General features: G+C 67.6%; 8 protein-coding genes. 3 read left to right on the top strand and 5 right to left on the bottom strand.

The genetic code is table 11. The features are described 5' to 3' along the window. On the bottom strand, positions 1-587 hold a 587-nt coding region (locus tag E1263_RS29460; RefSeq protein ID WP_132173227.1), incomplete at its 3' end, for an NUDIX hydrolase. Between the two features lie 75 nt (positions 588-662). Here E1263_RS29460 and E1263_RS29455 point away from each other — a divergent pair. The 3 genes from E1263_RS29455 to E1263_RS29445 all read left to right on the top strand — a co-directional run bounded on the left by E1263_RS29455 (position 663) and on the right by E1263_RS29445 (position 4,876). After that, complete coding sequence (locus tag E1263_RS29455) at positions 663-1,658, top strand: SPFH domain-containing protein (protein WP_132173225.1); 996 nt, start codon at positions 663-665, stop codon at positions 1,656-1,658. Between the two features lie 250 nt (positions 1,659-1,908). After that, a complete protein-coding gene (locus E1263_RS29450) occupies positions 1,909-2,769 on the top strand; it encodes a diacylglycerol kinase catalytic domain-containing protein (protein ID WP_132173223.1) in 861 nt (286 codons plus the stop codon). A 154-nt stretch (positions 2,770-2,923) separates the two neighbouring features. Further along, positions 2,924-4,876 (top strand): CocE/NonD family hydrolase, encoded by a 1,953-nt coding sequence (locus E1263_RS29445; RefSeq protein WP_132173221.1) that lies wholly within the window; start codon positions 2,924-2,926, stop codon positions 4,874-4,876. A 40-nt stretch (positions 4,877-4,916) separates the two neighbouring features. Here E1263_RS29445 and E1263_RS29440 read toward each other — a convergent pair whose 3' ends face one another. The 4 genes from E1263_RS29440 to E1263_RS29425 are packed head-to-tail and all read right to left on the bottom strand — an operon-like array spanning position 4,917 to position 10,077. Continuing rightward, a complete protein-coding gene (locus E1263_RS29440) occupies positions 4,917-6,068 on the bottom strand; it encodes a glycosyltransferase (protein ID WP_165956786.1) in 1,152 nt (383 codons plus the stop codon). A 1-nt stretch (position 6,069) separates the two neighbouring features. After that, complete coding sequence (locus E1263_RS29435) at positions 6,070-7,620, bottom strand: glycosyltransferase family 1 protein (protein WP_132173217.1); 1,551 nt, start codon at positions 7,618-7,620, stop codon at positions 6,070-6,072. After that, a complete protein-coding gene (locus tag E1263_RS29430; RefSeq protein ID WP_132173215.1) occupies positions 7,617-8,918 on the bottom strand; it encodes a nucleotide sugar dehydrogenase in 1,302 nt (433 codons plus the stop codon). Before E1263_RS29430 ends, E1263_RS29435 begins: the two co-directional genes overlap by 4 nt. Before the next feature lie 25 nt (positions 8,919-8,943). Continuing rightward, positions 8,944-10,077, bottom strand: coding sequence for an acyltransferase family protein (locus tag E1263_RS29425; RefSeq protein ID WP_165956785.1), 1,134 nt, complete (start codon positions 10,075-10,077; stop codon positions 8,944-8,946). Between the last annotated feature and the right edge of the window lies 1 nt (position 10,078).

The following is a 10,078-nucleotide window of genomic DNA, read 5'->3' as shown; positions in this document are numbered from 1 at the left end:
GGGGCTACGAAGTCGGGGGTTTTGGTGACTTTGCGGTGGAAGTTCCGAGGGTCCAGGGGGATGCCCCAGACGGCTTCGTAGATGGTGCGGAGTTCGGAGATGGTGAATTCATCGGGACAGAACGCTGCGGCGAGGGGCGAGTATTCGAGTTTGGCTCGGGCTCGTTCGACGGCGTCGGTGAGGATCTGGTGGTGGTCGAAGGCCAGGTGGGTGGGGTCGGCGAGTAGATCCACCGCGGGGACCCAGCAGGCGGATTCGGCGTCGGTGCCGGCGACCGGGACGGGAAGGTCGGGGACCAGGGCGAGGTAGGCGACGCTGACCACGCGACCGCGGGGGTCACGGCGAGGAGCGCCGTACGTCGCTACTTGCTCCAGGTGGATGCGGTCGGCGGCCAGGCCGGTCTCTTCGGTCAGCTCGCGGCGGGCGGTCTGCTCGAGGTCTTCGTCCTCGCGCACGAATCCGCCGGGGAGCGCCCACCGACCCCGGTACGGCGCGATGCCGCGGCGGATGAGCAGCACTTGGAGGGCGCTGTCGCGGACGGTCAGGATCACCAGGTCGGTGGCCAGTCCCAGCGGCACGAAGTCCATGTCGGCCACTCTAATCGTCACCTTGACGAGAAGTCACGTCAGCCCTTATCGTCAACATGACGACAAGGGAGAGACATGGCAGACATCACGCGGTTCCGCTTCATCAGTCACCTGCGGGCCAACCCGACCACCCACGTGCGGCACCTGCGCAACGGGAAGGTCGCGCACGACGGCGCCGGGCAGGCGTTCTGGTTCCGGGCGCTGAACTCCTCGCTGAGCGAGATTCCGATCGACGACCGTGAGCAGCCACTGCTGTTTCACGGTCGGACGCAGGACTTCCAGGACGTGGCAGTGCAGGCGACCGTCACGTACCGGGTGGTCGATCCGGGGCTGGCCGCGACGCGACTGGACTTCGGGATCGACCCCGACACAGGGATGTGGCGGGCCACGCCACTTGAGCAGCTCGGCGGATTGCTGACCGAGCTCGCGCAGCAGACCGCACTCGACCTGCTCGCCCGGATGACCTTGACCGAGGCACTGTCCGAGGGCATGACCGAGCTGCGCCGAGCCTGCGGGACCGGGCTGCGGGAAGATCAGCGGCTGACCGGGCTCGGGATCGGCGTCGAGGATGTGCGCGTGGTCGCCGTACGGGCTGAGCGGGATGTGGAGAAGGCACTGCAGACTCCCACCCGCGAGATGGTCCAGCAGGCGGCGGACAAGGCGACGTACGAACGACGCGCGATGGCGGTTGAGCGGGAGCGCTCGATCGCGGAGAACGAGCTGCAGAACCAGATCGAGCTCGCCCGTCGCGAGGAGCAGTTGGTCAACCAGCGCGGCCAGAACGAACGCATGCGCGCCACCGAGGCCGCGGCCGCCGGGCAGATCGAGACGCAAGCTCAGGCCGGTCGCCAGCGCGCTCTCGCCGAGGCCGAGGCAGACGCCAAGCGCGTCATCGGTTCAGCCGAAGCATCGGCGGAGAAGGCACTGCTTGAGGCGTACGCCGGGCTCGACCAGGCGACGATCCTCGCCCTGGCCGTGAAGGACGGCGCTCTGCCTGAGATCGGCACCCTCAACCTCACCCCCGACCTCCTCACCCCGCTCCTCGCCAAGCTCGCCGGGCAAGCCTCATGAGCACCACCCGCATGCCGACCACAGGGAGGCGGGGCGGAGGGGTCCGCGCCTCCCGGACGGGCGGCGCGGGCTCGGGGGTGCTCACCAGGGCGAGCGGCGCGACCATCGGGAGGCGGGGCACGGGGGTGCTCGCCTCCCGGACGGGCGGGCGGCGACCCGAGGCGGTGAGCTGCGTGCGGCCGGTGGAGGTTGTGGCTGGTCGTGGGCGGGTGTTGGGGATCTTCCGGTGGCTGCTTTCCGGGGGTGCGGCATGAGCCTTCCGCCGCGGGCGGTGATCGTGCATCGGGCGACCGAGCTCAGTGAGCTGATCGGCCATCACGGGACTCGCCAGCAGGCCGGCTTCTTCCTGGCCGGCCGCGGGCGGGACCTGGCCGAGCTGGACGCGCGGCACCAGGCCCAGCAGGACGCGCTCGCCACGGTGTCCGCGGCCATTCCGCTGGACTGGCGCCGTACCGTTGCTGAGCGCAACGACCTCGACCGGTTCGTGTTCGGGCCGGAAGACATCGTGATCGCGGTCGGGCAGGACGGATTGGTGGCCAACGTGGCCAAATACCTCGACAGCCAACCGGTCATCGGCATCAACCCCGAGCCGGGCCGCAACCCCGGTGTGCTCGTCCCCCACGAACCGGCCGCCATCGCCGACCTCCTCGCCGTACGGCGGATTGCCGCGCGGACGATGGTCGCGGCGACGACCGATGACGGGCAGCACCTGATCGCCCTCAACGAGGTGTACGTCGGCCACCGCACCCACCAATCCGCGCGGTACCGGCTCGGCGCGGAGCGACAGTCGTCGTCCGGGATCCTGGTCGGCACCGGAACGGGTTCGACCGGCTGGTGCCGCTCAGCCTGGCAGGAGCGGCACAGCCCGCTCGCACTTCCAGGCCCGATCGACCCAGCCCTGTGCTGGTTCGTCCGGGAGGCCTGGCCTTCGCCGTCGACCGGGACCGAGAACACCGAAGGTCTGCTGAAGGCACCGGACACCCTGACGATCACCGCCGAATCCGACCTGGTCGTCTTCGGGGACGGGATGGAGTCCGACACCCTCACTCTCAGTTGGGGCCAGCGGCTCGAGATCGGGGTCGCCCCGATCCAGCTGCATCTCGTGGTCTGAGCGGGTTTACCCCTGACCTGCCCCACGGTGATCGACTGAGACGAAATCTGTACTGACAACGATGGTCATTTGTGCTTAAGGTGCAGACCAATACCACGGCCCTTCGAGGGAGGGCCGTCGTGCTTTGCCCACCGCCCAAAGGGGAGAGACACGCATGCGCAGAACTCCGTTCCGGACCGGAACGATCCTGCTTGCTGCGGCCGCGTTGATTCCGGCCGCCACCTGGTCTGCGTCGGCCCAGCCGACTGCAGACGCCGCCAAGCCGCAGGCCAAGCCGTTCGTCCAGGGGACGCAGACGGTCGCGGCGTACGACTACGGCAAGGCGATCCACGAGCGGATCGCCGTCGACGTACCGAACACGGACAACGACGAGAACGGCAAGACCGACCAGGTCACGGTGGACATCATTCGTCCGAGTGAGGCTGCGGCGGCCGGGATCGACGTACCGGTCATCATCCAAGCCTCGCCGTACTACGCCGGTGACCCGGCGAACTACTTCGATGCCAACGGCGTCCGGCAGGTCTACGGCACCTGGCTGGACAACTACTTCGTGCCGCGCGGGTACGCCGTCGCGTTCGTCGACATGCCGGGGACGAACCGTTCCACCGGCTGTACCGACGTCGGCGGCGACTTCGAGGTGCTCGGCACCAAGGCCGTCATCGACTGGCTGAACCAGCGCGTTCCGGGCTACAACCCGGACGGCAGCAAGGCCAAGGCAGACTGGTCGACCGGCAAGGCCGGAATGATCGGTACGTCGTGGAACGGAACGATCGCGAATTCCGTGGCCAGCACCGGCGTGCGTGGTCTCGAGACGATCGTCCCGATCGCCGCGATCTCCAGCTGGTACGACTACACCCGCAGCTTCGGGGTGCCGTTCTACGACGCGTACATGGAGTTCCTGTACGACTACGTCAGCAACGACAAGACCCCGCGCTGTGTCGCGCTGACCGACGAGGTCGAGCAGGACTCCGACACTCGGACCGGCAGCTACAGCAAGTTCTGGGACCCGCGGAACTACCGGCTCGACGCGAGCAAGGTCCGCGCATCCGTCTTCGCGATCCACGGTCTGGACGACGAGAACGTGAAGACCCGCCAGTTCGGTGAGTGGTGGGAAGAGATCGCCAAGCGCAACGTGCCGCGGAAGATCTTCCTGCACCAGGGCGTGCACCTGGACGGGTTCAGCTTCCGGGACGCGTACGTCGACCAGCTACACCCGTGGTTCGACTACTGGCTGCAAGGTCTGCAGAACGGCATCATGAAGGCGCCGCAGGCGACCATCATGCGTGAGGACGGCAGCTACACGACCGAGGCCAAGTGGCCGGCGGCCGGGGTCAAGCAGACCAAGCTGAACCTCGGCAAGGCCAAGAACGCCAAGGCCGGTGGCCTCTCGATCGCGGCCGCCTCGGGTGACCCGATCAGCTTCACCGGAACCGCCGACGAGTCGCTGGACTCCGTCGTACTGGATCCGACCACGCCGAAGACCGATCGGGCCGTGTTCCTCAGCGACACCCTCGACAAGGCCGTCCGGATCAGCGGTACCGGCAAGGTGACCGTCCGGGTGCAGTCGAACCGCGCCGCGGCCGGCATCAAGGCCCGGATCGTCGACTACGGTACGGCGACCCGCTACACCAACGTGACGAGCATTCCGAACACCCCGACCTGCTGGGGTGGCGGTAACGCGCTCGACACCGGTTGCTACAACAAGACAAAGGTCAACAGTGCGGTCTCCGACGCTGCCGTCGTCGTCCGGACGCTGGCCGATGTCGGGCACTACAAGTCACTGAACCGCAAGGAGTCGCTGAAGTCGGGTAAGTGGTACGACCTGACCTTCGAGCTGAACGCCGACGACATCGTCTTCGCTGCCGGGCACCGCCTCGGCCTCGTGCTGACGGTCGAGCCGGACAACCCCTCGATCCCGTTCGCGGGCGCAACTCTCAAGCTGGACCCGACGCACTCGTTCCTGACCCTCCCGCTCACCGGCTACACCCAGTCGCTGGCGACCGCCGGAGCCCCGCAGGCACGTGTCGTGGCCAGTGACCTGGCCCAGCCGGAGCCTGAGAAGGACCCGGTCAAGCTGATGCAGCAGATGGTCGAAGCTTCCCGCTGAGACTGACGAGGCCCCGGCTTTCGAGCCGGGGCCTCACTGTTTACAGCTCCGAATACGCCTTCACGAGAACTTCGGAGTCGTGTTCCCAGTTGAGCTCGTCCGCTGCCTCGCGAATGCCGGCGGTGTAGACGGAGTAGTTCTCGATCAACGCCCGTACGGCGGCCGCCAGCGACGCGGGATCGCCAGGCGTGTAAAGCGTTCCGAGGTTGTGCCCCGACACGACCGCACGCAGCTCCGGCAGGTCAGCAGCAACAACCGGTACGCCGGCTCTGACGGCGTGGAAGAGCTTGTTCGGCAGCGCGAGGCGGTGGTTCTCGCAGGTGTTGGTCAGCGTGACCAGCGAGATCCCGTACGACCGCAGGGTCTCGTCCACCTCGTCGATCGACCGTTCCGCGACGACCTCGACCGTGCCCAGATCCAAGCGATAGTTGGGATCCACCGACCCCATCAACACCGTGCGGAACGGCGCCAGCTGACGAGCCGCGCCGACCACGGTCGGCAGGTCGCGACCTGCGCCGACACGACCGGCGTACAGGAGTCCCTCGGGGCGCTCCAGCGGCTGAGGGATGAAGTCGGGCTTCGGGAAGGTGTTGCGGATGACGCGGACGTCGGCGAGGCCGCGGTCCCGCAACCGCACGGCAATGCCGTCGGAGACGGTGAAGACGACGCGTGCCTTCGCAGCGAGCTCAGCCTCGAACTTGCGGCCGCGAGCGCGCCAGAACGGCGTCGGCCGGCCTGGCAGCGCGCGGTCGAACCACAGCTCGTGGCTGTCGTAAACCAGCCTCGCCTGCCACTTGTCGGCGTACTCCGCTGCCAGCTCCAACGTGTTGAAGTCATGAGCGTGGACGACGTCGAACGGACCGGCCTCGGCCACCCGAGGCGCCGCCGTGAGCCGCCACTGCTTCTCGGTGCGCAGCCGGTGCTCAGGGAGCAGCAGCCAACGCCCGAAGCGCTTGGCCAGCACCTTCGGCCCACGACTGCCGTGCCCGACCGACAGCCCGCCACCACCGGCGCGCAGCCCGGAGGAGCGCGAGACCGACTCGACCGAGATGCCCGGACCGATCTCGAAGCCCTCGGGAACGTCTCGCCCGATGATGTGAATCGTGTGCCCAGCATCCGCCAGCGCGGTTGCCTCGCGAAGGATTCGCGAGTCCCCGGCGATCGGAGACTGCGCAATCATCAATACCCGCATGTCACCTGCCACCGAGGAAAGGTAGCAGCGCTTCGACTGCTCTGCGTCCATCGTGCAGCTCCCGAACGTAAGCAGCACCACCATCGGCCAGCTTCCGCGACGCTTCGCGCTCACTGACCAGACGCTCGATCACCGCGCCGAGATCGCCCGGAGTGGCCTCCGCGATCGGCAGTTCGGTCGGCAACAAAGCCCGGACGCGGTCGGCGATATGACCGACAGTGACTCGGCCGGCCGCCATCGCCTCACACGCCAGTACGCCGTACGAGCCGAGCATGAGCTGGTCGACCACGATGTCGGCGTTCTTCACCAGCTCAGCCAGCTCGGCATGCCGCACGCCCTCGACCCGCTGGTACTCGATCAGCCCGCGGGCGTCCAGATCGGTCAGCACCGGGTCGACGTACGCAGAACCCTTGAGAGCGCCGCTGGACGGCGCATGCAGCACCACTGGCACCTCACGCTCCATCACCGGCAGATCCGTCGCCAGAGCGTCCACATCGACCGTGAGCGGCAGCCAGGTGCCGTTGTCGACGAACTCGAGCAGGTCCGGCGTCGTCACGAACACAGGCCCCTCGTACGACGCCAGGTGTCGCCGCAGCGCCTCGTTAGCAGCCTGCAGTCGCCTGGTGAAGTCGTCATCGGCGTTCTGGAACGGCGAGTGGGCGAAAAGCTCGCGGTGCTTGGCCGGATCGCGAATTTCCGAGCCATGGAAAATCACACCGTGCTTGATGCCTGCTCTCTCCAGCGTTGGCACGTCGCTGGTCCACAGCTGCCCCGGGCGCTGCCCGAACAGCGGCCTACCGGCCTCAAACAGCACATGGCTAACCTGCGCCAACACGTACGCCGTCAGGTCGAACTGCCAGCGCAGATCCGACTTGTACTGCTCGTCTGTCGCAGTGCGATGCGCAGCGAACGCATAGCGCGCACCAGTCGTGCTGAGCGCCTCTGCGGCCAGCCCTGGCACCGCGTGCTCCAGAGCGTTCGCCCATAGCCACGCCTGGCCAGCACTGTTCACCGGACCGATCAGCAACCGCCGCTCGTGCGTCCGGCTGCGCGTAGGTGCGACCTTCGCCTGGTCCGTGCCTGCTTCGTAGCGGACGACGCCCAACGCTCGCTTCTGCAGCTTCGCGCGGTCGGCGGCACGGGTGGCGACGGCAAGCATCGCAGCATCCTGTGCGTACACGACGTCCGGCCGCAGGCGGTCGATCAGCCCACCGAAGGTGAGCTCCAGCTCCTGCTCCTTCGAAGCACCCAGCCGCCGGTCGAACTTCAGCACCTTCAACCAGGCGCGTCGAAGCAATTGCTCGACGCGGCCGATCCGGCGGTGCGCGATGTCGGCCTTGAGCTCGATCAGGGCGGCCTTGTGCCGGTCACCGACCTGCGGCTCCCGGAGGGGGACGCCAACAACCAGAGCGCCGTCGACCAACTGCTTCGACGACTCCCTGGTGGCCGAAGGCCGGAGCACAGTCACCTGCGTTCCGGCCTCGGCGAGTACTGCTGCCCCCTCGTGGGCGGTGCTGACGAGCAGCACCACCCGCAGGTCGGGCTGGGTCACTGCCGGACGGACCTTCCGATCACGATCCGACGGACGCCGGCCCACTTGGCGGCGTCGGTCTTGTCGCGACCGTCCACGAGCACCGTGACACCAGGCAGGTCGGCCGGCGACAGCTCGGCGTACTCGGCGTGGTCGGCCTGCAGCACGGCCGCGTCCACCGGCGTGCCCAGCGCGAACGGCGTGAAGCCGAGCTTGGTGAGCTCCTCGTCGGTGTACATCGGGTCGTGCACGAAGACCTCGGCGCCACGGCCCTTGAGCGCGTCGACGGCCGGGAAGACGCCGGAGAACGCGGTCTCCTTGACGCCACCGCGGTACGACGCACCGAGGACGACGACCTTCGCGCCCTTGAGGTCGCCGTACGCGCCCTCGAGCAGGCCGATGGTGTAGTCCGGCATCGCGGCGTTCGCTTCGCGGGCGGCGCGGACGACGGTCGCGTCCGGGTCGGTGTACAGGTAGAGCCGCGGGTAGACCGGGATGCAGTGGCCGCCGACGGCGATGCCCGGGCGGTGGATGTGGCTGTAGGGCTGCGAGTTCGACGCGTCGATCACCTGGGTGATGTCGATGCCGTTCTGGCCGGCGAACCGGGCGAACTGGTTCGCCAGGCCGATGTTCACGTCGCGGTAGGTGGTCTCAGCCAGCTTCGCCAGCTCGGACGCCTCGGCCGAACCGAGGTCCCAGACACCGTTGCCACGCTCGAGATCCGGGCGGTCATCGAAGTCCAGCACGGCCTCGTAGAACTCGGTGGCGCGCTTGGCGCCCTCGTCGGACAGGCCGCCGATCAGCTTCGGGTACTTGCGCAGGTCCGCGAAGACGCGGCCGGTCAGGACGCGCTCCGGGGAGAACACCAGGTGGAAGTCGGTGCCCTCGGTCAGGCCGGAGATCTCCTCCAGCATCGGCTTCCACCGGTTGCGGGTGGTGCCGACCGGCAGCGTGGTCTCGTAGGAGACCAGGGTGCCCGGGGTGAGGTGCTCGGCCAGCGAACGCGTCGCGTTCTCCATCCAGCCGAACTCCGGCTCGCCGGTCTTCTCGTCGACGAACAGCGGCACCACGATGACGACGGCGTCGCTGTTCGGGATGGCGTCGGCGTAGTCGGTGGTCGCCCGCAGGCGGCCGTCGGCCACGGTCTCGGCGAGCAGCTCCTGCAGGTGGTCCTCACCCGGGAACGGCTCCTGGCCGGCGTTCACCAGCTCGACGAACTTCTCGTTGATGTCGACACCGACGACCTGGTGCCCCTTCGAGGCGAACTGGACCGCCAACGGCAGACCGATCTTGCCCAAGGCAATTACACTGACGCGCACTCTGACTCCACTAGATAGTGATTCTTCAACGGGAGCCTCGTAGCTTGAGTTCCAGCGGGTGCTCGACGAACTTGTAGAGCAGCCACGAGGCAAGGATCGATACGGCGCCGACACCGGCGTACCAGGTCAGGTTCAACCACGAAACAGGCTCGCTGCTTCCATGGAGTTCTCTGATCCCGTACAGCACGGTGGCATGCACCAGATAGAAGGAGTACGACCACTGGCCGAGCGCGACCAGTGGCTTGCTCCGGAGAAGGGACCGGCCACCGCGCAGGTCCCGGGCAGCGACGACCAGGATCAGGAAGCCGTAGAGGAGGGTGAGAATCTCCTTCTGCAGCAGGCTGATCTCGGTTCCGAACGGCACCTTGCCCGGGTGCCGGAGGGTATAGGCGAGGACGAGTAGACCGCCGCCGACAGCCAGGTAGCCGAGCCAGGCCGGCAGCCGCGTGGTCCAGCCGGAGCGCAACGCGATCGCAATCGCGATGCCGACCAGGAACGCAACGGTGTGCAGCAACGGCGGCGGCAGTGCCGGCAGCTCAGCCCAGTGGTACTGCGTGAGCCGGTATCCGCAGGCGATCGCGACCGCGGCCGCCGCGAGGACGAGCGCTCCGACGATCTTGAGCTTGCTGGTGATCCGATGCAGGAACGGGAAGAACGCGTAGAAGAACGCTTCGATCGACAACGTCCAGGACGCCGGATTCCCGCCGTACAGGATGTCGGGGTTGTTCGACCAGCCGTTCAGCAGGAACAGCGAAAGCACGATCGCGGTCATCGAGACCGGCTTGATCCAGAACATGTTGTCCGGCGGATCGAACCGGTAGAACACGACCAGCGCCGGGATCAGCGCGACCACGTGGGCCGGGACGATCCGGGCGAACCGACGGCGGTAGAACGTGCCCGCCTTCGTCCCCGGCCGGGTCGACCAGGTGAGGACGAAACCCGAGAGGACGAAGAAGAACGTCACCCCGGAGGTGCCGAGCTTCAGGAACTCGCGGATCGGCAGCGGGGCCAGGTTGCCCATGTGGTGGGTGAAGACGAAGAATGCCGCCCACCAGCGCAAGCCGGTGAGCGACTCAAGACGTGCAACTGCCGAGGGCGAGGCCGCCGCCGGCCCAGAAACCTCCTGGGCGGGCGGCTGCACCACGTCCTCGGCAGCCATC

The organism is Kribbella antibiotica, assembly GCF_004349055.1.
GTDB classification, from domain to species: Bacteria; Actinomycetota; Actinomycetes; order Propionibacteriales; family Kribbellaceae; genus Kribbella; species Kribbella antibiotica.
Note: the sequence above shows the minus strand (reverse complement) of the source record. Positions and strands in the feature narration are given on the sequence as shown.